The organism is Bacillus sp. MN7755, from assembly GCF_054771475.1.
This window is the reverse complement of the sequence record NZ_BTRL01000013.1, coordinates 12898-39381: the sequence shown is the minus strand read 5'-3', so window position 1 is coordinate 39381 and position 26484 is coordinate 12898. Positions and strand designations below refer to the sequence as shown.

The window sequence follows — 26484 nt, the reverse complement described above, 5'->3', positions numbered from 1 at the left end:
ACCAAAACTAATAAAATATCAAATCATATTTTATTAGATAGAAGAACCACACTTTCGAACTTCAATTCTATACCTCTTTATTCATCACTAACATTTTTTTGTTAGTTAACTTTGCAATATAAGTTTGTATATAATTCCTTTCAAAGACACAAAATATCGGAGTGTCTATTAATAATTCCATTATTTCTTATCTCATTCCAAAAAGGAGCTGTATAATATGGACAAAGAAAATCTATTGAGCGAACAGATTAATCGCATCCCATCGGATGCCCTGAATACCCCTAGTAAGGAACAAGAACAAATGCTAGAAACATCATCCCAAGTGAAACATAACCCAAACAATAACAATAATGCTAGCAATAAAAATAGTAACCAAGACCTATACGGCACAGACTCAGCCATTTCAGATGTAGATAGAACAACAACCAAAAAATAAATTACAACGAAAAAACTTAATAATCAGTAAACTAATTTTCCCCATAAAAAAATAACTATCAGGTCAAAAGCAAACCTAAAAATAAAAGGTTATTTCTACATACTTACTAAAAGAATCCTCCTTCTTCAAATGTGTGCAGGACAATAGCCCGACAGTAACAGTAAGAAGGATTTTCCTTTCTGCGAATAAATAGAAAAACGAGCATCCTATCACTATAAATAGGCGTGCTCGTATTTATTTTCATCTATTCCTTTTCTGGCCAAATTTTCACGTTTGGTTCTAATAACCACTTGTGGTCTTCCTCCATAATACGATCATTCCATGGATTATTCTCAAGGTGCCGAATCATCCAACAAAAATACATTGCATATCCAGGCGCAGTTGCTTGCGGGTGGTCTAGCTTACCTGGAATTGTAATAAAACTATTATGTACAACGCGATAAGCATCCTCATCTACCATTGCACATCCAAATCCCTGTGGCTTATTAAATCGATAATAATATACCTCTGGTTGATCATGATGATGTGGTGGATAACTGGACCATCGTCCTGGATAAGAAATAACTTCTCCTACTACCATGTTAGAATATGCTGCATTGTTATAGTCAAAAATTGTACGAATAACACGCTGCGCTGTTCCCTCCCATACGCCTCCTCCAGCTACGACACTTTGACACTCATTTGGAGTATATAACTTTGACGCAAATTCTTGGTCATTATCTGTTTTTTGGACAAGCACTTCACTATCTGAAAGAGCAGTAATTGTAACCTTCACATTTTTAGCCACATGTAAACACCAAGGGTTTTCTTCAAAAACAGACTGCCTTTGAATAACTTGTTCCATCCCTTCCCACTCTAAACGTATTGCCCCTTCTAGTAAAAGTACTGCCGTTTCATTCTTATTATCAAATAACAACTCTTCTTTTCCATTAGACATCTTATATATGCCTATATCCATTAACATATCACTGCAATGACCGTTCATTTCTGTTAATACATTATATCCTTCATTTAATTCACCTAATTTACCTAACATGATGTTCTCCTCCTTTTTTTAATGGCTACTCTCTCATTCTCTACCTTTGTCAGTTAACTAAATTATGAGTTCCTTCTATTATTTAATGAAGAAAGCTTTTCTGGTTGTGCTTTGTTTTCACTTCCGAATATGAGCATATGATTTTTAACGTTTTCGTATGCGGCCTCAATTACATCTTGATGATACGTAAAGTAATCTGAATAAGGAGTATTTAGGGCAGCAGTGTTAACCCTAGAAACTATATTCTGAAACGTCGCTGTTGCTACATTAATTTTTCGAACACCATGTTGAATACATTGCTTGAAATTCTCTGGGCTAATGCCAGACCCACCATGTAATACTAAAGGAATATCGACTATCCCATTAATCTCCTGCAAGCGGTCTAATCGTAAATCAGGGTCTCCATTGTACATCCCGTGCGCATTTCCAATCGCAACAGCTAACGCATCAATATCTGTTTCTTCTGCAAATCTTTTTGCTTCTTTAGTACTCGTCAGCATCATTTCAATATCTTCTGATCCGTCCTCACTACCACCTACTCTGCCAATCTCAGCCTCTACTGTCGCACCGTAGTGTTTCGCAAGCTCCACAACTTCTTTTGTCCTTTGGATATTCTCTTCTAACGGATAGTGAGAGCCATCAAACATAACCGAACTAAAACCAATTTCTAATGTCTCTTTAATTTTTTCAAACGTCATACCGTGATCAAAGTGAACTGCTACTGGGATAGTGGCTTTTTTCGCCGCAGCTACCATCAAAGGACCAATTAGATGAATTGGCGAATGATTCAAACGAACTTCTGCAATTTGTAGAATAAGTGGAGAACACAATTCTTCTGCTGCTTGAATAGCTCCCATTACCATTTCCATATTAGCGACACTGAAAGCTCCTACCCCATATTTCTCTTGATTGGCCTTTATTAAAATATCTTTCATTTGAACTAATGGCATTACATACTCACCTATTTCAATATTATTTATTAAATGTAAAACCAACCTTCTCGTCTTTTTATTCCTTTTGTAAGAAAGACCTGTTGATTGCCATATCATTAACTTAGGGATAATCTCAAAATGCGGAAATTAAAGACCTGCTTTTTCATGTATAAATTTTCGAGCTTTTAATGCGTATTCAAAAGGATTCGCTAAAGCTGGGTCTTGTTCTGCCTCTACCACAAACCAACCCTTATAATCAGAGTTTGCAAGGATAGTAAACACTTCATCAAATACTATTACGCCATCCCCGGGAACTGTAAATGCCCCCTTCTTGACTGCCAGCAAGAAGCTTAGTTCGTTTTCCTTTACAGCATCTACTACTTCCTGACGAATATCTTTTAAATGTACATGTTTAATGCGAGGTAAATATTTTTTCAAAATATAAAGCGGCTCTTCTCCTGAAAAAACAAGATGACCTGTATCAAAAAGCAGGGATACAAGCGCTGGATCAGTCATTTCCATTAACTTTTCAATTTCTGCCGTTGTTTGAACACCCGTACCCATGTGGTGATGGTATACAATATGTAGCCCCTTTTCCTGAGCTAATTTACCGAGGTGATGTAATCCATCCGCAAGGTTATCCCACTCTTCTTCTGTAAAAACAGGCTTATTTTTAAATAGTGGTACATCCATTAAACCTTGAATACTATGCCCTTGCTCTGAAACAACGATGACTTTTGCACCCAGGTCATGCAAGAAATCCCTATGCTTAATAAATTCTTCTACCGTCTCTTCAAGCGGCTTCGTTGTTAAAAACGTACTAAACCATGCACTAGCAATTTCCAAGTTTCGTAATTCCAAAGATTTTTTTAATACAACTGTATTTCTCGGATATTTATTCCCTACTTCACTTCCATTAAATCCAGCTAGTGCCATCTCACTAATACATTGTTCAAACGTATTTTCTGCTCCTAGCTCCGGCATATCATCATTTGTCCAAGCAATTGGTGCAATTCCAAGCTTAATTGTATTTTCTTTGAACATCCCCTTGTCTCTCCTCTTTACAAAATGTGATAGAATTTCGCCAAATTCTCTTAACTGATCATTAAAAAGAGAGCTTCCTAATCAATATGCATGTAGATAAAAAGCTCTCTTTGTGTCCTAATCTAATAAGACCTTGCCTGTTGCAAGTTACTTACTTTACTCTCATACGCAGCTTGTACACTTTGACTTTTAGATACTTCTGCAACACCTACATGCCACCATGACTCGTATCCATTTGTCATTGTTTTTGGTAATACTTTAATATCCATTAATGTAGAAACTGTTTGTATTTTCGCATCTATAAGCGCTTCCCGTAATTGTTCTAGTGATGTAACATGATATGTTTTCACACCATATCCAGCTGCGCTAGCTGCAAAATCAATTTTCATAATTGCCCCGTCTAATTTACGAGTTTCCTGGTTTCGGTAGCGAAACTCTGTTCCAAAGCTCCCCATTCCATTGCCCATTTGTAAGTTATTAATGCAACCAAATCCGGAGTTATCAAACAATAAGACGTTAATTTTTTTGTTTTCTTGGAGACTTGTGACAAGCTCAGAATGAAGCATCTGGTAACTACCATCCCCTACCATTGCATATACTTCCTTCGATGGTTCAGCTATCTTTGCACCTAGTGCGCCCGCAACCTCATAGCCCATGCAAGAGTATCCATACTCCATGTGATATGTATTTGGTTTTCTTGATGCCCACATTCTTTGTAAATCACCTGGAAGACTTCCTGCCGCTCCAACGATAATTGCATCTTCATCAAGTAATGTATTGATTTGTCCAATAACTGCAGTCTGTGTTAATTGTGTACCTAGTGCGTCCACATATTCATTTAAATTCTCATCAAAATGGCCTTCTACTTCTGGTGTGAAATCTTGACCTGTAAAGCGAATATTATGTAGACGTGATAATTCTGTTTCCCAAGCCTCTTTTGCATCAGCAATTTCTACTGTATAACTAGATCGATAATCCATTACTTGCAGTTCATCAATTAGAGTAAGAAGCGCTTCTTTCGCATCCGCTATAACCTTTAATGCATCCAGCTTATTCGCATGGAATTCTGAAATATTGATGTTTAAAAACTCAACTTCCTCATTTTGAAATAATTGTTTCGATGCCGTTGTAAAATCAGTAAATCTCGTCCCGATCCCAATAACAAGATCCGCTTCCTTTGCAATTGTATTAGCTGCTATATTTCCCGTTACCCCAATGCCGCCTAGATTATATGGGTGACTACTTTCAATTGCACTTTTTCCAGCTTGTGTTTCTCCAAATGGAATGTGGAATGTTTCAGCAAACTGTTTGAGTTCTTCTGCCGCTTCTGCGTATCTTACACCACCACCGCAAATCATAACTGGCTTTTTCTTTCTCTTAATCATTTCCACTGCATCCGCTAAGCTGGCTTTTGTAGGTAGACGGCGTTCAATACGGTGAACACGCTTTTGGAAGAAGTAACTTGGAAAATCCCATGCTTCTCCTTGGACATCTTGTGGTAAACAGATTGTTACAGCTCCTGTATCTGCCGGATTCGTTAAAACACGCATGGCTTGAATCATAGCTGTCATCAATTGTTCAGGACGATTTACCCGGTCCCAATACTTACTTACTGCACGAAAAGCATCATTCGTAGAAATAGATAAGTCATGTGTTTGTTCAATCTGTTGAAGAACAGGATCAGGCTGTCTCGTTGCAAATACATCTCCTGGGAGTAATAAAACGGGAATATTATTTGCAGAAGCAGTTGCTGCAGAAGTAATCATATTTGCTGATCCAGGACCAACAGAAGAAGTACATGCCATAATTTGTTTTCTATGTTTTTGTTTTGCAAAAGCCATCGCAGCATTTGCCATTCCTTGTTCATTTCTCCCTTGATATACCTCTAATTCCCCTGCGTCTTCTTCTAAAGCTTGACCTAGGCCTACTACGTTTCCATGACCAAAAATCGTAAAGATTCCCTTAACAAACTTTTGTTGCTTTCCATCAAACTCTACATATTGCTGATTTAAAAATTTTACCAATGCTTGCGCCGTCGTCATTCTAACAGTTTGCATATGATTTGCTCCTTTCTATCTCTAACAGTCATTCTGCATATGAAAAAGGAGTATTAGGAATTTGATAGACTCCTAATACTTCCTTCTTATGTTTTACTACTTTCCTTACTTTTGCTTACAAGCAACTAGACAGATTCTACTTTTCACTTAAAGATTACTTTTCCCAACGAGATGTAAGCATTTTCTTTCTTGTATAAAACTCAACGCCGTCCGTACCGTTCGCATGAAGATCACCATAGAAAGAGTCTTTCCAGCCAGAGAACGGGAAGAATGCCATTGGCGCCGGAACCCCAACATTCACACCTAACATACCTGATTCAATTGTTTCACGGAATTGACGTACACTTGCCCCACTATCTGTATAAATGCAAGCTCCATTTGCAAAACGAGACTCATTGGCAATTTCAATCGCTTCATCCAATGATTTCACACGAACAATAGATAAAACAGGAGCAAAAATCTCATCTTGCCAGATTTTCATTTCTTTTGTAACATGGTCAAAAATTGTTGGCCCAACGAAGTAACCAGCTCCTTTTACAGCTGTATCTTCACGTCCATCACGAACTAATGTAGCGCCCTGTTCTACACCTGAATCGATGTAACCAATTGTGCGCTCTTTATGGTTATCACGAATAACTGGCCCTAAAAATACATCTTCATCCAGACCATTGCCAATCACAATTTTATTCGCTTCTTCTACTAATCTATTAACTAATTGATCTGCAATTTCTTCTTCTACTGTTACAACAGAAGCAGCCATACAACGCTCACCAGCTGAACCGAATGCAGCACTAATAATTTGCTTTGTTGCTAGTTCAAGATTCGCATCATTTAATACAATGGAATGGTTTTTCGCACCCGCTAATGCTTGCACGCGTTTTAAGTTTTTTGTTCCTTTTTTGTATACATATTCTGCGACAGGTTGAGAACCTACAAACGAAATTGCCTTCACTAATTTATGTTCAAGAAGACCGTTTACTACATCGTGAGCACCATTTACGATATTTAATACACCTTTTGGTATGCCTGCTTCAGCAACTAATTCTGCTAATCTTGCTGCTAAAAGTGGTGTACGCTCTGAAGGTTTTAATACAAATGTATTACCACAAGCAATTGCAAGTGGGAACATCCAGCATGGAACCATCATTGGGAAGTTAAAAGGTGTAATGCCGCCTATAACACCAATTGGGTAACGATACATACCAGACTCAATACCTGTTGCAATATCAGGTAGCTGTTTTCCCATCATTAATGCAGGAGCACCCGCTGCAAACTCCACGCACTCAATACCACGAAGAACTTCACCGTAAGCCTCGTTATAGCTTTTTCCGTTTTCAATCGTAATGAGTTTCGCTAACTCTTCCCAGTTATCTACTAGTAATTGTTGATATTTAAATAGAATACGAGCGCGTTTTGGTACAGCGGTTTTAGACCAAGATTTGAACGCTTCGTTTGCTGCTAATACAGCTTGCTCAACATCTTCTTTTGTTGAAAGTGGTACTTGAGCGATTACTTCTCCTGTTGCAGGATTATATACAGCTTCCATCTTAGTTGAACTGGATTCTACCCATTCGCCGCCAATGTAGTTTTTTACAATTTGTGCTGTTTGTACTGTCATATTCATTCTCTCCCTTTTATGTAATGTAGAAGCGTCCAATAGGATACGCCCTTACTTGCTTATTGATTCATGACGTTTCTATACCAATTCCTCAGCCGTTTCCACGAATGCAGAAATCTCTGCCCTTGTTGGCATTGCATCAGAACAGCTATGTTTAGAAATAACGATCGAAGCAGAAGCGCCTCCTAATCGCATCGCTTGAGGGATCTCAAGCCCTTGCATTAAGCCATAAATAAACGCAGATGCATACGAGTCGCCAGCGCCAAACGTCTTTAACACCTTTGTTTTAAAGATACCGCCTCGGTGAGATTGACCGTCTCTCGTATAGGCGATTGAACCATCCCCGCCATGTTTAATTACAACGATTTTCGCATGATGAGAAAACCATCTTTCAGCAGTAACTTGGTCATTAGATTGTTCATGGTTTAATAGTTTTTCCATCATATCGAATTCTTCACGCGTTCCAATAATGACATCAGATTTTTCAGCCGCTAGATTGTAATACACAGCCGTTTCAGCTTCTGACTGCCATGTATAAGGGCGGTAATCCACATCAAAAAATACAATTACATCATGCTTACGCGCATATTCTAGCGCTAAAAATACCGCCTCGCGAGAAGGACTTTTCGCTAAAGCTGTTCCTGAAATTAAGAGTGCTTTTGATTGTTTAATATAGTCCTCAGATACCTCTGTTGGATCAAGGTTTAAGTCTGCGACATTGTCGCGGTACATTAAAATACTGCAATCTTCAGGGCTTTTAATTTCTGTAAAAGCTAGACCTGTCACTGCACCTGTACGATCAATACGTATCTGGTCTGTATTAATCTTATTTTCCTTTAAGTACCCTGTAATAAAACGGCCCATTTGATCATCGGACACTTTACCGATAAATCCCGTTTGTAAACCAAGACGAGCCGCACCAATCGCAATATTCGCAGGAGAACCTCCCACATATTTAGTAAACGTTCTTGTTTCTTCCATAGGACGTTGTGTTTCATTGGCATTTAAATCAACGCATAAACGTCCAACTGCAATTAGGTCTAATGGACAATCTTCTTTAAAAATAAGTGGATTCATTATTACTACCTCCCATGCTTTATGAAAGAATGAATGATAAGGTTCATATTTTTATAAACCTACTATTCATTACTCTTTATCTATCTAGAAGTAAGCGCTCTTTTTATTGATTTAATGCAGGCTGTTTATGTTCAATTTGTACAGGTTTTCCTGTTAGTAAGGATTCCTTCGCAGCCTTCGCAATTCGCTCCGCTTGTAATCCATCATTACCACTGCAAATAACAGCTTGTCCTTCTATAATTGACTTTGTAAATTGTGTTACTTCCTCAATGTAGGCCTGCGTGTAGCGCTCTAAGAAGAAATAAAGCGGCTTATCTTTTACAACACCTTCTGTTTTTGACACTTGAACTGTTGTTGGGCAGCAATTATCTGCAGCAACCGCGCCTTTTTCACCAAACACTTCCACACGCTGGTCATATCCATAAACAGCTTGGCGGCTATTATCAATTACCCCTAAAGCTCCATTCGCAAATTTTAATGTGACAATTGCTGTATCAACATCATTTACTTCCTGAATGGATGGATCAATTAATGTTGTTCCATATGCAAATACTTCAACGACTTCACTATTCATCACATAACGAGCCATATCAAAATCATGAATCATCATATCCATAAACAATCCGCCTGAAGAGCGAACATATTCTATACTTGGCGGTTGTGGATCGCGTGACGTAATTTTTAAAATATGTGGCTGTCCGACTTCACCTTGTTGAATAAGATCATAAACTTTCCTGAAGTTCGGATCAAAACGACGATTAAAGCCTACTTGAATAGATACTCCCTGTTCTTTTACCACTTCTAATGCTTCTAATGTTTCTTCTACCGAGAAACTAACAGGCTTTTCGCAGAAAATATGTTTTTTCGCAAGAGCTGCTTCTTTAATAATTTGCGCATGTGTATTTGTTGGTGAACAAATAAAGACAGCATCAATTTCTGGATCAGTTAATAAATCCTGATAATTTGTAGTCAGAGTGGAAATCCCTTTATCTTGAGCCCACTTTTCTAGATGACTAATTACTACATCTGAAACCGCTTTAATTTTTACTTGTGGCATAAGCTGCAAATTATCAACATGTAGTTTCCCAATTCGTCCAGCACCAATAATCCCAATTGTTAAAACGTTCATATGATATCTCCCTCTATATTAAAATTTAAGAAACAAAATGAAAGTCTATAGGGTTTAGCATACCAAATCGGTTAAGCGCTTTCCCTATTTTTCTTCATTATACACACTTGATTCTAAATTGAAAACATTTTTATTTTTTTGAATACTCCTCTTTTCATCCGAATTTTGAATTTCCTCAATATACGTATTACATAAAAATAAAAATTAATAATTAAAAATAAACACTCTAAAAAGCTACAAATATACTCTTTTAAAATACTGATATAACAAAGAAAACCGAGCCTTTAAATAGTAGTCCCCCATCTATAAGGTATTTCTTTCTTTTCATACTCACCATTATTTTATTCTCCAATAAGTAAATAGAATGTTCTATAAAAGAAAGTTGTAAATTGTCAAAAAATTTAATTGACGACCTCATAATGTAAGCGTATACTTTTTTTATCAAAAAGAATTAAGCGCTTAACCAAAAATAACTTATCGGTGGTGGGAGAATGAACGCAATTAGTTCAAACAAAACATTTATGGACAGGATTGGGATCCCTTCTAATTTAACTTGGGGATACATAGGGATTATTGTTTTTATGATTGGGGACGGGTTAGAACAGGGATGGTTATCCCCTTATCTCGTTGAAAAAGGACTAACGCTAGAACACGCTGCTTTCCTGTTTACTATTTACGGAATTACTGTATCTGCTTCTTCTTGGTTTTCGGGGGTATTTGTACAAATGTGGGGGCCAAGAAAAGTCATGACGTTTGGTTTAGTATCATTCATTTTAGGTTCAATCGGGTTCATCGGGATAGGAATTCAACATATGAATTACCCCGTAATATTAATTTGCTATGCCCTACGAGGGTTTGGTTATCCCTTATTTGCTTATTCTTTCTTAGTTTGGGTATCTTACAGCACGCCTCAACAAATGCTTTCAAGAGCAGTTGGCTGGTTCTGGTTCGTCTTCCAGCTAGGGCTTAGTGTTATAGGAGCCTTTTATTCTAGCTATATGGTTCCTAAAATCGGAGAAATCGCTACTTTATGGAGTGCTTTAATTTTTGTTGTCGTCGGGGGATTGTTCTCAATAGTTGTAAATAAGGACAGATTTAAAGCACAAACCGTAAGCGCTAACAAATCAAGTGAGTTACTAAAAGGCATTACCATTGCATTTGAAAATCCTAAAGTTGGTATAGGCGGTATTGTAAAAATTATAAACTCGGCCGCTCAGTTTGGATTTGTTGTTTTCCTACCTACCTATATGATGAAATATAATTTTACGATGACAGAATGGCTTCAAATTTGGGGTACTCTTTTCTTTGTAAATATGGTATTTAATATTATTTTTGGTATCGTTGGAGACAAGTTTGGTTGGGTAAATACGATTAAATGGTTCGGAGGAGTCGGTTGCGGAATTGTAACTCTTGCACTCTATTATGTACCACAAATGGTAGGGCATAATTATTGGGCTATATTATTTGTTGCCTGTTGCTATGGAGCAACACTTGCCGGTTATGTACCTCTTACAGCATTAGTCCCATCTTTATCTCCTGACAATAAAGGAGCTGCAATGTCTGTCTTAAATTTAGGTTCAGGATTATCAGCATTCGTTGGGCCATTAGTAGTAACTGTCTTCATCGGTCCATTAGGTGTTGGTGGCGTGATGTGGATCTTTGCTGGTTTGTACTTCTTTGGTGCATTTTTAACTCATTTCCTTACTATTCCAAAGGAAAGTGAGATGGAGCATGATTTAAATACGAAAAGCGGTGAACAATTCTCTGTATAAATTCTAAATATAAAAGAAGGTCATCCTAACTATACTTAGTTACGATGACCTTCTTTTGTTCCATTCAAATAGGCTTATAAAAAATCTATCATGTATTATCCTTTACTGAGGATCGCTCTACTAACTGAGGAATAATTGTAATTTTTTGCTTAGCATGCTCCTTCATTTCCATCGTTTTTAGCAGTTGTTCAAACGTACAGGCTGCCATTTGTTTAATTGGCTGCTCAATTGTTGTTAACCCTGGATCTGCAATCTCAGCATAGATTGTATTATCAAATCCGATTATTGATAAATCTTTCGGAATTGAAAGTCCTTGTTTTCTTGCTTCATTCATAAGGCATATAGCAATCAAATCTGTACAAGCAAAGACGGCTGTAGGCCTGTTAGGCAAATGAAGTAATTCCTTACTTGCACGTTTACTATCTTCCACTGTCGAATAGCAGCTAATGATAGCCTCATCATCTAACGAAATCCCCGAATCCGTAAGAGCTTGTTTGAAACCATTCAATCTCCCTAAGCTACTTTTTCTATCCTTCTCCGTCATAATCGTTAAAGATGTATGGCCTTTTTGCGTTAGATAACTTCCAGCTAGATAGCCTCCCCTCATATCATCAGTTGTCACAACATGAGTCGTGATGGAAGGATGATCTACAGTGAATAATACAAGTGGCAAATCTCGATTCACGATTTTTTTTACAAGTTTATAATCATTTAGCTCCGTTGCAATAATAATGCCATCTACTTGCTTTTTAAATAATAAATCAATGTATTCATGTTCACGTTTTGTTTGATGGTCTGTACTACATAAAATGAGTGTATACCCTGATTCTCGTGCACTATTTTCAAAAGCTCTTGCTACTTCAGCAAAAAAGGGATTTGAGATATCTGGAACAAGTACACCAATTGTATATGTTTTTTTACCTGTTAACGCTGCTGCTACACTACTTGGTTGGTAATCTAATTCATCCATTACCTGATTTACTTTGTTTATTGTTTTTTCACTAATACGCCCAGTTTGATTAATTACCTTGGATACAGTCGCTATTGATACACCTGCTTTTTCCGCAACATCATAAATTGTTGGTTTCACTTTAATTGTCCCTTCTTCATCATCTTTTTCTATATTTTATCATAAATATATTTTGCTTCTTGGTACACAAAAGGAATTCTTTTAAAATTTGTAAGTATTTCTATCTTTGAGCGTAGTACTTCATATTTACAAATTAATCAGCCTTGATGAAACACCAGTAGAAAAATATTTGACTGATTTACTTATTAGACATTTAGAGAGAATCTGCATGAATTATAAGATGTTTAGGGCTATCAATCGTCTAGCTGGTCGTAACTCAACATTGGATACATTTATGATATTTATTTCACAAAAGACTCGATTCCTGTACATTTTCTTATTAGCCTTAATGTGGTTTAGAAACAATCCCTATAAAAAAATCATTTTATTTGCAGGGTTATTAGTAGGATTCGCATTATTTATAAACCGCTTTATCCAGCTCTTTTATTTTAAACCTCGTCCATTTGTTATACATCGTGTGCGTTTACTTATCCCATCAAAGAATAATTCCTCATTTCCTAGTAAACATACAGTCTTAGCATTTGCCTTAGCGACCTCCGTCTTACTTCGTGAACGTTTATTTGGCTCAATCATGTGGTTCTTAGCAATTTTGACAGGTTTTTCACGTATCTGGCTAGGCCATCATTATCCATTTGATATCATAGGAAGTGCCTTCATAGGAATCTTAACCAGTATAGCTATTGGCAATGCTACATATATATTTAATTCTTTTGTTACCTGGATTATAAATGTATTAGGAATACAAAAAAAGCGATTCTTTTCACATTAAAAAGAATCGCTTTCCAAGTTCATATTTTCAATTACATTACATAAAGAATTGAGAGATTATCACCTAAAAGCATTAACTATAACTTCAGCCGCCTCTGCAATGAGTTGATTATCATAGGTAGCCCCTTTTTCATCTTTACTAGATAAAATTGCGATGATAATAGGTGCTCTATTTGGTGGCCAAACGATCGCAATATCATTTCGTGTCCCGTAACTTCCTGCACCTGATTTATCTGCAACTACCCAGTCAGTTGGCACGCCTGCACGAATAAGTTTGTCTCCTGTAGCATTTCCTTTCATCCACTCTGTAAGAATGTTACGTTTATGATCCGGAAGCGCATTTCCGACCGTAAAATCTTTAAGATTCTTAGCAATTGCTTTCGCTGTACTAGTGTCACGAATGTCTCCTGGAATAGCCTCGTTTAATTCTGTTTCAAAACGATCAGACATAGTAACCCGATCCCCCATCTGTCTAAGCGCTTTTTCATATCCTTTCGGTCCGCCTATTTTATGAAATAAAATGTTCCCCGCAGTGTTATCACTGTAACGAACAGCAGCCTCCGCAATTTCTCCTAGTGTCATTCCAGTATCTACATGTTTCTCTGTAACAGGTGAATAATCCACTAAGTCTTCTTTCGTATAAGTAATAACTTCATCTAATTTCTTAGTAGAGTTTTGTTGCAGTAATACTCCTGCCGCTAAAGCCTTGTAAGTTGATGCAAAGGCAAACCTTTCGTTAGGTCGATAAGCGATTGTTTGATTTGTACCAGTATCAATCGCATATACACCTAATCGAGCATCAAATTTTTTCTCAAGTTGAAAGAACTCTTTATGCGTCGCCTGATTTTTATGTTTTATTTGTCCTTTCTTTTCTTTCGCTTCAACTTGCAGTGGTCCTCCTGTAAAAGCTTCTAGGCTTGTAAGACTTAAACCTAATATACCAACGCATATTCCTATTTTTAGCATCCTCTTGTTTTTCAAAATCATCATTCCTTTCAAGTTCTTAACACTTTTTTTACTTACACATAATAGACAATCACCGAAACAAGTTTGTTCCATAAACTAAAAAAACTTTATAACTAATATCGGTATTATTAACAAAATAAAAGATAGCAACTATGATAGCTGCTATCTCTTATTTCAAATCTTCTTTTAACTTTTAAAGGCTTTTATATAAACAGAGTCTCTTCCCTTGAGAAAAGTACTCACATTTTACTAATTTTGATTAAAACTATCTGTACTAGCAGCTTCACCATGTATACGTTGTTGTTTTAAATCAAAGTATACATCTAAAACTTCCTTTCCAATTATAGAATTAATTCCACTTTTATCATTATGAAGCCATGGGACTACTACAGAAAACGCTACTTCTGGATTATCATATGGAGCATATCCAACTAATGTTAAGTTGTAACATTCCATACGTTCTCCTTTTGCATTTCTGCCAATTGGGTCTTCTCCACCATATACAGTTTGAGCTGTTCCTGTCTTTCCTGCTGGTTTATATGAAGCATTTTTGAAATACTTCACGCCAGTTCCATCACCTTCTTGGAATACCCATCTAAACCCTTCTTTTATACGATCAATATGTTCTGTCTTCATATCAATTCGATTTAATACGACAGGTTCTATAGAGCGTATAACTTTTCCAACCTCTTCTTTTATTGATTGTTCTCGTATTTCTTGTACAATTTGAGGCTGCATTCTATAACCGCCATTAGCAATCGTTGAAATATACTGTGCCAATTGTAATGGCGTATACGTATCATACTGACCGATAGAAAAGTCTAGTAAAAACCCAGGTTGACTATCTACTTTTCTCGTTTGTCCAATTATTTCATTCGGTAAATCAATACCTGTTGGGACACCTAAACCAAATTGCTTGAAATAATAGCGCATCGTATCAAATGCTCCTTGTTTAATATCCAATGAGCCATTTGGTACGTAATTAACTCCCGCAATTTTTAAAGCTGTCTGGAACATGTATACATTCGAAGATACTTGTAGAGCTCGTAAATCATTAATATTACCAAATCCAGATACATTCCACGATTTCTTAGCTTGTGTACCTTTAAATTTCATCGGTGCATCATAAAATTGATCTCCTGGATGTATTGCTCCTGTCTCATATCCAGTTAATAAAGTAGCACCTTTTACAGCTGAACCTAGCTCATATGAGGTTGTCATGTTACCTAATGCCAAATCCTCAATCTCTATTTTCCCTTCTTTTTCTACAATCTTTTTTCCTGCCATAGATAAAATCTGCCCGTTATTTGGATTCGTCATTACGACAAAAGCTCTGTCCAACAGTGGTTCTGAACCTTTAAAAGCTCTCAAATTTTTCTCTATACTTTCTTCGACCTTCTTTTGCAATTCCATATCAATCGTTAATGTTAAACTATTACCACTTTTTCCTTTAGAGATGATTTCTGTGTTTATAATGTTTCCTGATTTATCAGTAATATTTTTCACTTCTTCTTTTGTGCCGTGTAATACATCTTCATATCGTTGTTCAATATAACTTTTTCCGACACGGTCATTACGGTTATATCCACGTACCAAATAAGAATCTAAGTTTTCTTTCGGCAGACCTTCTTCACTACTCGTAATATTACCTAATACAGAACGAAATAAATTACCATTTACATAATTACGTTCCCAATCAACCGTTGCATCTACTCCAGGATACTCCGCAAGATTTTCACTTATCCGCGCATACTCTGCATCTGTTACATCTTTTTTAATAATTTGTGGTGTCAGTTGATAACCTGAACTCATTTTACTTTTAATAGCTAACACCTTTAAATCTTGTGCTGTTAATTCTGCCAATTCAGCTTCTGTAACGTGGTCTCGTCTTAATTCTTCAATTTTTTTGTCTAACTCTTTTCCCTCTATTCCCTTTTCTTTAAACGTTTCTATATCTTTTTTAGTGATCTTTGTCTCCGCACGTTTCGTATTTAACTGCATCCAGAAATCCTTTTTATCAATATCGGTTAACTTATTTATATCTTGTTCGGGCATTTCAAGTACTTTCGCCAAGTCTTTTGCTGTTTTTAAAATCTCTTCACTCGTAATCCCCTTTACCCTTGTATAGGTAATCGCGCGAAGAGATTTATTATTAACAACTGTTTTCCCTTCTCGATCTAGTATTTGTCCACGCGGAACTGGAATGCTAGTTGTTGCATTTTGACTGCTTTCCACTTGATTCTTATAAGCCTCTCCCTCTACGATTTGCACTTTTCCTAGTTGCATAATAATAGCTGAGAATAGTAAAAATATGCAAAGGAACATTATATTTAATCGAATAGATATATATGTCTTCTGCTTCTTTCCTTTTTGTTCTTTCATAAATCCTCCATATAATTCTTTCAGGAATTGCTACAAATACTAAAAGCATTCCTTATATTTTAGATACCGATGACCGGTTATAAATTATCGTCTCAATTTTTTACCTACTCCTTGTAAGCATTCATTCCTTTTCGTTTAGCTACGTAGTTAATAACTCTCCCTTCCTGTTTTTTCTCTATTTTTTTGTCGCTTGCATTAGAAATGCTAAACTGTATAATGACTCTTATTAAACTTACACTTAGACTTGATAGTAAATTTTCATACTGATTGTTCCTTTCTTCGTGCTGTAATACTTAATAGACAACCTAAACAATAAAGTTGTTCCACATTTACAAAAAAAATAATTAACTATAAGATGAAATAGGCTACATAAGGGAGGGTTATATGTTACATACAAAAAGATGGAGATTTTTTGCGGTTCTTTCTATTGTAGGTTTGATTTTACTAATTTTATTTAAAATCAACTTCATTTCAATAACTATCGCAACTTCTTCAGCTGAAAGAGGAAAAATCTTTGATCAAAATGGTGTAATACTAGCTACAAATAAGAAGGTTAAGTCTCTATATTGCACTTCTAATGATGAAAAACTATCGAAACAAGATACATCAAACACATTAGCTTTTTTTAATCAATTTTCAAGCGAGTTTCAACATGATATTTCTACAGAGAACATAAAATCTCAATTACAACAATCTTGTAACAAGCAGACTATGAATGATATACCGTTATACCCTGATATAACTGAGAACGAACTTGCATTCATAAACAAAAACAAACCCAATAATGTAATAATTAAAGATGAATGGATTCGATATTATCCTAAACACGAAATTGGTTCACAGGTAATTGGGTATGTAGAAAATGACCATACTTCAAAGTATATGGCTGTTGGGAAAAGTGGGATTGAGCTGCAATATGAAAATGATTTAAAAGGAAAACCAAGTAAAACTCTTATTTTTAAAATAAGTAATAAAAAGTTATTATGGAACATTCAAAAAGTACAAAAAGGAAAAGATGTCCGGCTAGCTTTAGACTCTAGATTACAGCAAAAAACAGAGGAAGCATTAAGGTCTCAAATTAAGAAAATACCTGATGCTAAAGCTGGTTATGCTGTAGTGAGCGATGTAAAAACTGGCGCAATTTTAACTATGGCCAACTCAGCAGTTTTTAATCCAAATATATTACATACACATGTATCAACTAAAGTAGATAACATAAAATCACTTTCGCAAAATAAAGCAATTCAAAAATTAAAGTATGGTGGATCTTATGTAAATATGGCTTCTACTATAAAGCCACTTACTATTTTAATTGGATTAAACGAAAAACTTTTTCAACCTGAAGATACATATTTAGATAAAGGTACTTTTCAGTATGATAATCAAAATAACATTACGAATGCACCTGGAACGCCAAAAGGTGAGATTACACCGAGGCAGGCTATCATTAATTCATCTAACACATTTATGACTGCAAAAGTAGCTCTGCCATTATTTAACCAAAATAATGGCAATGTAGAAAAGGTGGCACATATATGGACAGATTATTTAATGCAATTCGGCCTACGTTCTAAAACCGGGATTGATTTACCCTTTGAAGAAGACGGACAATATGAATTTCATCCTTCTAATAAGTTTGAAAACGGAATCTCCGCTTTATTAAATGCGTCGTGGGGCGGAAATGAAGTGCATACTCCTCTTCAACTCGCTCAATATGCAGCAACTTTGGCAAGTAAAGGTGATAAATATAAACCTCAAATGGCAAGTGCTATTATTGGTCAAGATGGTAAGGAAACAAAAAAGTTTAAACCCATTTTAGAAAGTTCAAATCGTTACCCGATGAACTTTTGGAATGTCGTGCAAGGTGGAATGAGTCAAAATATAGAGGAGATTAAAAAATTGCCCTTTGACGTCGCAGGTAAAACAGGTATTACAGGTTTTCCGAATGAGCAAGAAAGAATGATAAATCATTCTCTATTCATTGCATATGCTCCTACCGAAGATCCACAGATTGCCGTTTCTGTCGTTATTCCTAGTAGTAATTCAGAAAAAAACATTGCCGCTCTAGTTACATCAGAAATTTTAGAGTCCTGGAATACTCTTCAAAAAGAAAATAAAAACAAAGAGGAAGGTTCATTAAAGTGAACCTTCCTCTTTTACCATATAGAATCTATATTTATAATTTTCCATATACCTTCATTATTCTTTTCGAACATAAATGAATATTTAATATCAGTTAAAACGTACTCTTTTTGTACATATCCAGTATTACCGTTAATTGTCGATATTTTTATATATCCATCCTTCTGCACTTTTTCTGGAATCCAAGCTTTTACCATTTCATTAGATACTTCATATAAAACTTGTGATTCTCGCTTTGGTTCAGCTAAAATTTTCGTTTTATTTCCAGTAACAGTTGCATATATAAAATGTGCTTGTTTTGGTTGGTTACTTTCTGTCAATCCACTTGGTACTTTGTATACTTGTTTTGTATCATTTGCAAATTCTCCCCCCATTGTAAGAGCGACTTGCAACTCATGAAAAATATCTTCATCAAACTTCAATTCATCCTTCTTATAGCTATTCCCTTTAAATTGAACTTCATCGTTTAACGCTTTATACAAGTCATTTTCATTTTTTGCATTTGTACTTTGATATAAATCATTCATAAATTGTTTTAATGTTGGATCTTGAGCAGACTCATCTTTTGTTTTAGGCTTAATTTGTGTACTACTTTGTACCGGTGATTTATTATCATCAAGCCAAGGTTGTTGAACAATAAAAAATAAAAATGTACAAGCTAAAACCACTACAATTGGCAATGCTTTTTTACGAAATGGTCTTGTATGTTTTGGAGAACCTACCTCATTACTTTGATATATAGATTGCTTTATTTTATAAATATATTCTTCTTCGTCTTTACGGTGTTCCATTGGGCCTTTTTTTAATTTTCTATACCAGTCAGGATTTTGTTTATTGTTCATCACTACCACCCTCCCCTATTAATTTTGAAACCTTACTTCTTGCTCTACTTAATCTAGATTTTACAGTTCCAATGGATACTCCTAGTGTTTCAGCTATTTCTTCATAAGATAATTCATATTTTGCGTCCAATATTATTATTTCACGGTGCTTTTTAGGTAGTTTTAATACAACTTTCCACACATCATTCATTTCTTCTTGCTTAAAAAATTCTTGTTCTGCCGACAGAGTTTGCTTATCGTCACTAAAAAATCCTACTAAAGATATTCTTTTAAAATAAGATGATTTCAAATAGTTTATTGCCGTATTTCTTGTGATTTTTAATATCCACGTTTTAATAGATGACTCCTTTCGAAATGAATTCCAATTTTTAAATACCTTTATAAATACATCTTGCGTGATATCATCTGATAAGTGTGGATCTTTCGTAATAATAAATGAATAATTCCATACATCTTGCCAATAGTCTTTTATAACATAGTCCAGCTCATCATGATTACACTTTTCAATAAACGTCTGTTCCATTTCCACACCTCAAACTTATTTGAATAAACCTAAAACTACCCTCACTTTTATTATGGTTTCAATATATAGACAAGATACAAGTTTCATTTGTTCCATTGATTATCTTTTTTCAATAGTAGAACCCTTAAATAATTACCTATATATTCTCTTAAATGACAGGTTCCATAATATCACATTTAAAACCATAGAATTTGATTTAAACAATGTAAATGATGAAGTATCAACTTCCTCGAGCCATAACAAAATAGAAAAAGCATTCTCGATTAGGAAGAATGCTTTTGTGATACTTAATTGTTCTTTACGTTAAGCAAACGTATAGTGAATTTACTAAAAGATTTCACCTTATACTTAAGGTATTATTTCTGAAAAACATGTTTTACTTTTTCACCTGGAACATTGCTCCCTCCTCTTCCTTTTACATCTTCAATCATCATGGTTACAATCATGTCTGGCTCATTTGCATCAAAAGCTGCAAACCATCCAAGTTCTTTTCCGTCCACTTCTTTCGACTCTTTCAGTTCTGCTGTACCTGTTTTACCAGCAAGCGTTACACCATCAACCTTAGCAATTCTCCCCGCACCATCAGGGTCATTAATGACTTTTGTTAATGCACTCTTTAATATGTCTTGATTCTTTTTAGACACCACATTTTCTTTCCAATTTCCCGTTACTCTTGCTTCTTTTAAAAGATGAGGCGACGGAATATTCCCTTCATTCACAATCGGTGCATATGTTAATGCTAAATGAAGTGGTGTCATTAATACTTGTCCTTGTCCGTATCCCGTGTCTGCTAGTTGAATATCATTTTTTATCCCATCTCTTGTAATGATTGACATAGGAAATTCGTATTCGATTGGTAATTTTTCATGAAAACCGTATTTCTTCAGTTCATTTACATACTGTTCTTTTCCTATTTTCAAAGCTTGTTGAGCAAAATAAATATTATCAGAGTACTTCATCGCCTTATCAAAATCAATTGGACTTGCATCCTTCACACGTGTTACATAATAATTTCCCCAAGATGAATCTTTTATCCACTTCAATCCTTGAATTTTAAATTCTTCCTTAGGATTTATTGCGTTTGTTTCCAAACCAATTGCACCTGTAATCGTTTTAAATACGGAACCTGGTACGAATGCTTGTGTGAAGCGATTCATCATTGGTAGTTTCGCGTCGTTAGTCCACACCTCTCTTTGTGCTTTTGAGGCTCCTCTAACTATTATATTTGGATTATAAGCAGGGCTACTTACAAGCGCGATTGTTTCACCTGTTTTAGGATTGATCGCTGCACTAGAGCCTGCTTCATTTTTCATCTCATTATAGATTTTTTCTTGAATTGCAGCATCAATTGTTAATGTAACATTTTCCCCTGCTTTCGCTTCTTTTTTTGCTACGTTTTTAATCTCTTTCCCACTCTCATCTTCTATAAATACGCGCCCACCCTTTTCACCACGTAATTTATTCTCCAGTACTTTCTCTAAACCTGTCTTACCTATTAAATCATCAGCTTGATAACCTCTTTTTTGAAGCGATTTTAACTCCTCTGCATTCACCTTTCCTATATAGCCAGTTAAGTGTGCCGCTGCTTCACCTAATAGATACGTACGAATATTGACTGGTCTAGATGATACCCCTTCTAATTCGATATAATCATTCTGTCTAGTTCCCTCTTTTAAAATACCAATTGGTACAAAGGAATCTGGCTTTATCCATTTCGCTGTAAGCTTCTGATCGACCTCTTCTATAGACATATCCAGTAACTGTGCAACTATTTCTTTTGATTGCGCCGCCGTTTCGCCTAGTTTCTCTGGAATAATTCCAACCTCAGTCGCTTTACCATTCGTTGCTAGACCTTTCCCATTTCGATCGTATATTTCTCCACGTTTTCCTTGTTCTGTTTGCATACGTACTTTGTAATCTTTTTTCATACCTGGAAAAATAAAATCTGGTGTCCAATCTATTTTCCAAGATTCTTTTTCTTTCACAAGTTTTACCTCATGGATAAATGAAGCTGGTCCTCCATCCGTATCCATCTTAACTTCAAAAAGAAAGAGTTCTTTATCTTTCGTATTCTCTCCTTTCGTTTTAACTTTTAAATTCTTAACTCCAATACCCTCATAGATTTTTTGATATTTCTCTGTGAATTCCTTTTTAGAAATCGTTTTTTTTGCATGTTCTGATAAATAATCATACATATTTGCAAATTTTTTATCATTCCATAAATTGATATATTCTTCAAATGCTTGTTTTGGCGATTCATTTTTATTACATCCCACCAACATAACTGCAAAACAAAAGAAAAGCAGCATCCATAATTTTTTCAATTCAATCTTCTCCCTTAGTTAAAAAATATTTATTCCTTTCTTGATATATTAAACAAAAAATGTTTTAACGCTTAATAGACAGTGTAAGTAATGAAATTGTTCCACATTTATAGAAAAATTAAATTCTATGGTTAAGTTGCATTCGAGGGGGAAGATTTTAAGATTCTATTTAACAATTGCTTTCGTCATTAGTGTTGTTTTAACAATTTTATTTAAAATACCTTTCAGTTCGAGTTTTCCGTTCGTATCTTTTTTGTATATATTTCACACAAAAAAGAACCCTTATACTAAGGGTTCTGCAACAGAAAATATCAAAAATATAAACAATAAAAAGAATTACTTAAAGTATAATTTTAGGCACTCTATATACTTCTTTTTGTATCACCCCCCCCTGTGCAGCATGTGACAGGAGTTTAGGTCATTCTCCAGCTTATTTAGAAGAGTCATGTACATGTAAACAATTAAAAATCAATTCAGCAACTTTTACATATCCTTTTGAGTTTGGATGAATGAAATCCTTAGACCAAAGCGTATTGTCATTAACTAACTGATGATTCCAAAAGTCAACATGATGAAGCTTATACTCTCTACTCAGTGAAAATATAACTTCATTTGCCTCTAATAATTGTTCTTTTAACACTTGTTTTTTTTCAGAAGAAAAAGGAAGCCTCACTGTAAAATCTGGAAGGTTTGCTATCATAATATCAGCACCTGTTTTACTTAATGTATCTATCATAAATTCCATATCGTTCTTATATGCTTGATGATTCCAACGTCCTTTTAATACATTGTTTGCACCCGCAATGAGACTAACCAAATCTGGTTTAAAAGTTAATGCTTTTTCCAATTGCTGTGAGCGAATTTCTTTAGTTACTAACCCACGCTTTGCAAAATTAGCATATTCTATATCGTTTACACATAGTTGAACAAAATGATCTACCCAGCTTTTTAATGCAATTCCCTCAACTTCATCCCCTATCCCCTCTGTAAAACTATCACCAATCGCTACAAATCGCTTCCACATATGTATTCCCCCTTTATTATTAACCATATTTATACTATACAATAGCTCACAACGTAATTGTTATTTCTAAGTGGTTTTCGATTTCAATTAAATTCCACTTTATTATATTTACATGTAGAATCCAAAATTGACCGATTCCCAATATGCTTAGGAATCGGTCATATTCATATATTTACTAAAGAAATAAAATCTCTCTAGGCATTATACTTTTTTCAAAAAATTTGTTGTTCTTTGTTTTGCCCAATTGATACATTTCTTTTCGATTAAATGATACGAAACCATAGAAAAAAGTAGTGTCACTGTAATGCACAAAATAAGAAGGAAAAAGATAGGTATCTTTGTATACAAAAGTTTAAATAGTACCATCATGATTGGAAAGTGGCACAAATAGATACTGTATGAAATTTCTCCTAAATATACAAACACACCCTTATTTAAAAATACTTTTACTTTTAGGTTACTCATGGCCATTATAATAAATATACTAACACCCATTACAACACCCCAATCTTTTAATAAGAAAGTAGTATCATTACGGGAAAAACCATAGATTAAAATGGAATATAAATATAAAATAATCCCTATTACAATCAGAAATCCTTTATTAATTTTTTTCATATTCCTATATGAGTAGATAAGTTTTTCCTGATGCTTAAAAAGTAACATTCCAACCAGAAACATAGATGTAAAATGTAGTGTATCTGCATAACCATTATAAAACCCCTCAGCTTTCCCAATATGCAACATATTAAGAAAAACACTAATTAAAGAAAAACTCAAAGCAAATAGTATCGTTTTCTTCCAACTCAGTTTATAAAAAAGAAGGAATAACAAAGGAAACACAATAGATATACGCATTTCTTGAGCCAATGACCAAATAACTGGATTATAATTTTCGGTAAAAAAGTTATTAAGAAGCACAAAGTGGTTTATAATATCTAATTTTGTTATAGACCCTTGCCACCTATCATAGAACCAATCCCGTAGTCCTACCACTTCATACGGCGAAAACAAAATAAATAAAGCAAAGGTAATGATTATCCAAAAATAATAAGGAATATAGATTCTTACAAATCTCTTAATTAAATATCCCCAATAATTTGTTTTTGAATGATAAAGTGCCATAGATAAAACAAAACCACTTAGTACATAAAAAACGATAACTGCTTCCCCACCTGCCCATAAAAACCTAAGTGGGGAAAATTTAATAGAATTAGGCAACGATGGTAGCATTAAACAAAAATGTCCAAATACCACAGTAAGTGCCGCTAACCCTCGTATGGAATCTAATTCTTTTATTCTCTTACTCATAAAATGTTCTCCTTGTATATTGTAGATTTTGCTGTTCATAAAGGCCGCTATAATAGCCGTAGTGGGAAAATTGTACATAATGTCTATTTAGATCCCTCATATAAGCAGTTCAAAGTTAATCTATGTATCTGTTTTCTGATTTCCATTTCTTTATATAAATAATTTAAAACAAAATAGTTAATACAAAGAAAAGATTTTATTAATTTTTCATAAAATCTAATTACAGAAATAAATACCGGATATTAATTTTTATTATCATTTGATGAAATAATGGATGATTGTTCTTCATGTAACTTTATTAAACTAACCTTGTACTAGAATGCTTTAAATCAAAAAATTCATAATAAACGCCATCCTTTCTGTATATTTCTACAAAAAGAATAGCGTTTTTTGATTATATAGATACAAATTTAGTTTAGCTTGATATCACTACCAATAGTTCTGAAGAACCAAATTTGAGAATTAATGCAATATTCCATGTCAAACTATCTACATAATAATCCATAATACTTTGAAACTCTTTGTTTCAGATTAATATGGATTTTTATCTTATCAAGTTAGCTTTTTACTATATCAATCGCGCTATCCCACATACCGCTGAAAAAAGAACCGATTTTACGCATAAAACGTGTAAACCAATTTGCTTGTTCTACATCAGATTTTGTTACAAGGTCTATTTGTAATGATTTACCTGATAAGAACCCAGGATCTGTACTATCTTTAGGCGAGATAATCATTTTACTTATTTTTACACCTTTTTTAATAGGCGCTTCTTGTACTTTATTCGATATTTTAAATTCTTTTTTATAAACGTCTTTATTGTCCTTCGGCATTGGAAGTGAAATAGCCTGCTTCGTTTGAACAACTACGTCTTTGTCTTTTGCATTTGCTACTCGCACTGTTTCATGCCCTTTTACCATAGAATCTTTTCCATATAGCTTCTTCACTTCAAAATTCGCAAATCCGTAATCATATAATTTCTTCGTTTCATCAAAACGTGCTGTATGAGAGTTTGCTTTTATCACTACAGAGATTAGGCGCATACCGTTTCTTTCTACTGTACCAGTGAAGCAATCACCGGCTTCTGGAGTAGTTCCTGTTTTCAACCCATCTACACCTTCATATTGCTTAATTAAACCTTTTAACATCATGTTAAAATTCACCATATCAATTGGATACTTGCCACCCTTTTGGAATGTTTTTTTGGGAATTTTTGCTGTATCTAATATTTTCGGGAAGTCTTGAATAAGACGTTGTGCTAAAATTGCACAATCTCTTGCGGACATTTTATTGTTCTCGTCTAGAGTTGTCCCTTCTGGGTGATATCCTTTTAAATCTTGGTTTGTTAAACCTGTAGAATTTACAAATTTATAATTTTTCATTCCAAACTCTTTTGACTTATCGTTCATCATTTTCACGAAATCGACTTCTTTTCCAGCAATTTCTTCAACTAAAGCAATTGTTGCACCATTTGCAGAGTAAATTGCCATTGCCTCATATAACTCTTTTACTGTATAAGAGCCACCATTTTCTAATGGAACATTTGATAATGAGCGATCTTGCGAAATCTTATATGCATATTCAGAGATTTTAACTTTTTGATCCCATTTAAGTTTTCCTTTATCCACCGCTTCATGAACTAAATATTCACTCATCATTTTTGTCATACTAGCAATTGCTAATGATTCATCTGCATTTTTTTGATATAAAATTTTCCCGGAATTTGCTTCTACTAAAATTGCTGATCCTGCTTCTACGTCTATAGCAGGAACTGTTTCCGCTGATGCTCTTCCAAATGTAACTACCATGCTACAAAATAGTGTAAGCACTGTTACTATTGCAATACTTCTCTTGCAAAACATACCTTTCACTTCTGTTACCTCCAATATCTTTGTACTCAAAAAAATGTTATTCTTACATAATCCTCAAAAAATAGACAGTATTCTCAAATTCTATATACATATAAGACGTTAGGATTGCTTTCATATAGACCATCTCATCCCACACTTTT

20 protein-coding genes are annotated in these 26484 nt (G+C 34.7%); 4 read left to right on the top strand and 16 right to left on the bottom strand.

What is annotated here, in order from left to right:
- Positions 1-217: 217 nt before the first annotated feature.
- On the top strand, positions 218-436 hold the full coding sequence (locus ACYVEC_RS15140) for a hypothetical protein (protein ID WP_098557208.1): 219 nt from the start codon (positions 218-220) through the stop codon (positions 434-436).
- Positions 437-680: 244 nt separating this feature from the next.
- On the opposite strand, the gene ACYVEC_RS15135 is transcribed toward ACYVEC_RS15140, so the two are convergent.
- The 7 genes from ACYVEC_RS15135 to iolG form a co-directional block, all read right to left on the bottom strand.
- A complete protein-coding gene (locus ACYVEC_RS15135; protein ID WP_063223896.1) occupies positions 681-1472 on the bottom strand; it encodes a 5-deoxy-glucuronate isomerase in 792 nt (263 codons plus the stop codon).
- Positions 1473-1534: 62 nt separating this feature from the next.
- A complete protein-coding gene (locus ACYVEC_RS15130; RefSeq protein WP_098557210.1) occupies positions 1535-2422 on the bottom strand; it encodes a class II fructose-bisphosphate aldolase in 888 nt (295 codons plus the stop codon).
- A 129-nt stretch (positions 2423-2551) separates the two neighbouring features.
- Positions 2552-3448 (bottom strand): myo-inosose-2 dehydratase, encoded by an 897-nt coding sequence (iolE, locus tag ACYVEC_RS15125; RefSeq protein WP_098557211.1) that lies wholly within the window; start codon positions 3446-3448, stop codon positions 2552-2554.
- Between the two features lie 122 nt (positions 3449-3570).
- Positions 3571-5505 (bottom strand): 3D-(3,5/4)-trihydroxycyclohexane-1,2-dione acylhydrolase (decyclizing), encoded by a 1935-nt coding sequence (gene iolD, locus ACYVEC_RS15120; RefSeq protein WP_098557213.1) that lies wholly within the window; start codon positions 5503-5505, stop codon positions 3571-3573.
- A 154-nt stretch (positions 5506-5659) separates the two neighbouring features.
- Positions 5660-7123, bottom strand: coding sequence for a CoA-acylating methylmalonate-semialdehyde dehydrogenase (locus ACYVEC_RS15115; protein WP_199678170.1), 1464 nt, complete (start codon positions 7121-7123; stop codon positions 5660-5662).
- A gap of 78 nt (positions 7124-7201) precedes the next feature.
- Positions 7202-8200, bottom strand: a complete 999-nt coding sequence (gene iolC, locus ACYVEC_RS15110; RefSeq protein ID WP_460507116.1) for a 5-dehydro-2-deoxygluconokinase — start codon at positions 8198-8200, stop codon at positions 7202-7204.
- 103 nt (positions 8201-8303) lie between these two features.
- Positions 8304-9329, bottom strand: a complete 1026-nt coding sequence (gene iolG / locus ACYVEC_RS15105) for an inositol 2-dehydrogenase (RefSeq protein WP_063223890.1) — start codon at positions 9327-9329, stop codon at positions 8304-8306.
- Between the two features lie 491 nt (positions 9330-9820).
- Here iolG and ACYVEC_RS15100 point away from each other — a divergent pair, with 491 nt between their 5' ends.
- Positions 9821-11101: an MFS transporter gene (locus tag ACYVEC_RS15100; RefSeq protein ID WP_199678172.1), complete on the top strand. Its 1281-nt coding sequence runs from the start codon at positions 9821-9823 to the stop codon at positions 11099-11101.
- Between the two features lie 88 nt (positions 11102-11189).
- Here ACYVEC_RS15100 and ACYVEC_RS15095 read toward each other — a convergent pair whose 3' ends face one another.
- Positions 11190-12191 carry a LacI family DNA-binding transcriptional regulator gene (locus ACYVEC_RS15095; protein ID WP_063223888.1) on the bottom strand — a complete coding sequence of 334 codons (1002 nt, stop codon included), beginning with the start codon at positions 12189-12191 and terminating at the stop codon, positions 11190-11192.
- A 208-nt stretch (positions 12192-12399) separates the two neighbouring features.
- Here ACYVEC_RS15095 and ACYVEC_RS15090 point away from each other — a divergent pair, with 208 nt between their 5' ends.
- Positions 12400-12960, top strand: coding sequence for an undecaprenyl-diphosphatase (locus ACYVEC_RS15090; protein WP_098557218.1), 561 nt, complete (start codon positions 12400-12402; stop codon positions 12958-12960).
- 59 nt (positions 12961-13019) lie between these two features.
- Here ACYVEC_RS15090 and bla read toward each other — a convergent pair whose 3' ends face one another.
- Together bla and ACYVEC_RS15080 are read right to left on the bottom strand one after the other, a co-directional pair.
- On the bottom strand, positions 13020-13946 hold the full coding sequence (gene bla / locus ACYVEC_RS15085) for a class A beta-lactamase Bla1 (protein WP_445207557.1): 927 nt from the start codon (positions 13944-13946) through the stop codon (positions 13020-13022).
- A 228-nt stretch (positions 13947-14174) separates the two neighbouring features.
- Positions 14175-16307, bottom strand: coding sequence for a peptidoglycan D,D-transpeptidase FtsI family protein (locus ACYVEC_RS15080; RefSeq protein ID WP_063223887.1), 2133 nt, complete (start codon positions 16305-16307; stop codon positions 14175-14177).
- A 384-nt stretch (positions 16308-16691) separates the two neighbouring features.
- Here ACYVEC_RS15080 and ACYVEC_RS15075 point away from each other — a divergent pair, with 384 nt between their 5' ends.
- Positions 16692-18452 carry a peptidoglycan D,D-transpeptidase FtsI family protein gene (locus ACYVEC_RS15075; protein ID WP_460507110.1) on the top strand — a complete coding sequence of 587 codons (1761 nt, stop codon included), beginning with the start codon at positions 16692-16694 and terminating at the stop codon, positions 18450-18452.
- Positions 18453-18463: 11 nt separating this feature from the next.
- On the opposite strand, the gene ACYVEC_RS15070 is transcribed toward ACYVEC_RS15075, so the two are convergent.
- The 6 genes from ACYVEC_RS15070 to ACYVEC_RS15045 form a co-directional block, all read right to left on the bottom strand.
- A complete protein-coding gene (locus ACYVEC_RS15070) occupies positions 18464-19291 on the bottom strand; it encodes an anti-sigma factor (RefSeq protein WP_098555320.1) in 828 nt (275 codons plus the stop codon).
- The gene (locus ACYVEC_RS15065) at positions 19281-19814 is read right to left on the bottom strand and encodes an RNA polymerase sigma factor (protein WP_063223884.1); all 534 of its coding nucleotides are present in this window, start codon (positions 19812-19814) and stop codon (positions 19281-19283) included. The genes ACYVEC_RS15070 and ACYVEC_RS15065 overlap by 11 nt, the downstream gene beginning before the upstream one ends.
- 356 nt (positions 19815-20170) lie before the next feature.
- Complete coding sequence (locus tag ACYVEC_RS15060) at positions 20171-22138, bottom strand: penicillin-binding transpeptidase domain-containing protein (RefSeq protein ID WP_063223883.1); 1968 nt, start codon at positions 22136-22138, stop codon at positions 20171-20173.
- 430 nt (positions 22139-22568) lie between these two features.
- The gene (locus ACYVEC_RS15055; protein WP_142332694.1) at positions 22569-23189 is read right to left on the bottom strand and encodes an SGNH/GDSL hydrolase family protein; all 621 of its coding nucleotides are present in this window, start codon (positions 23187-23189) and stop codon (positions 22569-22571) included.
- A gap of 174 nt (positions 23190-23363) precedes the next feature.
- Positions 23364-24512 (bottom strand): acyltransferase family protein, encoded by a 1149-nt coding sequence (locus ACYVEC_RS15050; protein ID WP_080468608.1) that lies wholly within the window; start codon positions 24510-24512, stop codon positions 23364-23366.
- 518 nt (positions 24513-25030) lie between these two features.
- Positions 25031-26344: a D-alanyl-D-alanine carboxypeptidase family protein gene (locus ACYVEC_RS15045; RefSeq protein WP_269325810.1), complete on the bottom strand. Its 1314-nt coding sequence runs from the start codon at positions 26342-26344 to the stop codon at positions 25031-25033.
- Positions 26345-26484 lie beyond the last annotated feature (140 nt).

Coding starts and splice junctions, on each gene's coding strand:
- ACYVEC_RS15140 (WP_098557208.1), top strand. CDS start 218: ATGGACAAAGAAAATCTATTGAGCGAACAGATTAATCGCATCCCATCG.
- ACYVEC_RS15135 (WP_063223896.1), bottom strand. CDS start 1,472: ATGTTAGGTAAATTAGGTGAATTAAATGAAGGATATAATGTATTAACA.
- ACYVEC_RS15130 (WP_098557210.1), bottom strand. CDS start 2,422: ATGCCATTAGTTCAAATGAAAGATATTTTAATAAAGGCCAATCAAGAG.
- iolE (WP_098557211.1), bottom strand. CDS start 3,448: ATGTTCAAAGAAAATACAATTAAGCTTGGAATTGCACCAATTGCTTGG.
- iolD (WP_098557213.1), bottom strand. CDS start 5,505: ATGCAAACTGTTAGAATGACGACGGCGCAAGCATTGGTAAAATTTTTA.
- ACYVEC_RS15115 (WP_199678170.1), bottom strand. CDS start 7,123: ATGACAGTACAAACAGCACAAATTGTAAAAAACTACATTGGCGGCGAA.
- iolC (WP_460507116.1), bottom strand. CDS start 8,200: ATGAATCCACTTATTTTTAAAGAAGATTGTCCATTAGACCTAATTGCA.
- iolG (WP_063223890.1), bottom strand. CDS start 9,329: ATGAACGTTTTAACAATTGGGATTATTGGTGCTGGACGAATTGGGAAA.
- ACYVEC_RS15100 (WP_199678172.1), top strand. CDS start 9,821: ATGAACGCAATTAGTTCAAACAAAACATTTATGGACAGGATTGGGATC.
- ACYVEC_RS15090 (WP_098557218.1), top strand. CDS start 12,400: ATGAATTATAAGATGTTTAGGGCTATCAATCGTCTAGCTGGTCGTAAC.
- bla (WP_445207557.1), bottom strand. CDS start 13,946: ATGATTTTGAAAAACAAGAGGATGCTAAAAATAGGAATATGCGTTGGT.
- ACYVEC_RS15080 (WP_063223887.1), bottom strand. CDS start 16,307: ATGAAAGAACAAAAAGGAAAGAAGCAGAAGACATATATATCTATTCGA.
- ACYVEC_RS15075 (WP_460507110.1), top strand. CDS start 16,692: ATGTTACATACAAAAAGATGGAGATTTTTTGCGGTTCTTTCTATTGTA.
- ACYVEC_RS15070 (WP_098555320.1), bottom strand. CDS start 19,291: ATGAACAATAAACAAAATCCTGACTGGTATAGAAAATTAAAAAAAGGC.
- ACYVEC_RS15065 (WP_063223884.1), bottom strand. CDS start 19,814: ATGGAACAGACGTTTATTGAAAAGTGTAATCATGATGAGCTGGACTAT.
- ACYVEC_RS15055 (WP_142332694.1), bottom strand. CDS start 23,189: ATGGTTAATAATAAAGGGGGAATACATATGTGGAAGCGATTTGTAGCG.
- ACYVEC_RS15050 (WP_080468608.1), bottom strand. CDS start 24,512: ATGAACAGCAAAATCTACAATATACAAGGAGAACATTTTATGAGTAAG.